Raw genomic sequence first — 595 nt, 5'->3', positions numbered from 1 at the left:
GTACCGGGCGATGTCGCCCGGTACGTGCGGACCGGTCTGGTCATGCTCGACGTCGATGCCGCGCCGCGCTCGGCCTACGTCCCGTTGTTCGAAGAACTCGGGGTGCCCTACGAGGAGTGGGACAGTGCTGAGCTCGCGTCCCGGGTGCCGGGTCTGGACGTCGGGAGGTACTGGCCGCCGCGAAGACTCGACGACCCTCGCTTCTGGCACGACGCGACGCAGACCCTCGGCGGCGTGTTCACACCCGACGCCGGTCACGTCAGCGATCCGCAGCTCGCCGCGCAGAATCTCGCCGCCGCAGCAGTCCGCGAGGGAGCACGGTTCCGATTCCAGAGCACCGTCGCGGCTGTCCACCGGTCAGGAGATCGGGTGAGCGGCGTGGAGCTGGACGACGGTTCGACCATCTGGGCGTCGATCGTCGTCAATGCCGCCGGCCCGTGGTCGGGAGGGCTCAACGAGCTGGCGGGTGTCGGGGGTGACTTCACGGTCAGCGTGCGCCCGATGCGGCCGGAGGGCGCCCAGGGGGTTGCGCCGGGGGGGACCGGTGAGCCGTTCCAACCCCGCCGCCCTGCGGCCGACCTGGCCCGGGGGCCCA

At 71.8% G+C, this 595-nt stretch carries 1 protein-coding gene; it reads left to right on the top strand.

Features of this window, described 5'->3' with window-relative positions; genetic code table 11:
* Positions 1 to 595, top strand: a 595-nt coding sequence (locus BHE97_RS19215; RefSeq protein WP_140400273.1) for an FAD-dependent oxidoreductase, incomplete at both ends; no start/stop codon positions are given.

The organism is Aeromicrobium sp. PE09-221 (assembly GCF_002174305.1).
Classification (GTDB): Bacteria; Actinomycetota; Actinomycetes; order Propionibacteriales; family Nocardioidaceae; genus Aeromicrobium.
Note: the sequence above shows the minus strand (reverse complement) of the source record. Positions and strands in the feature narration are given on the sequence as shown.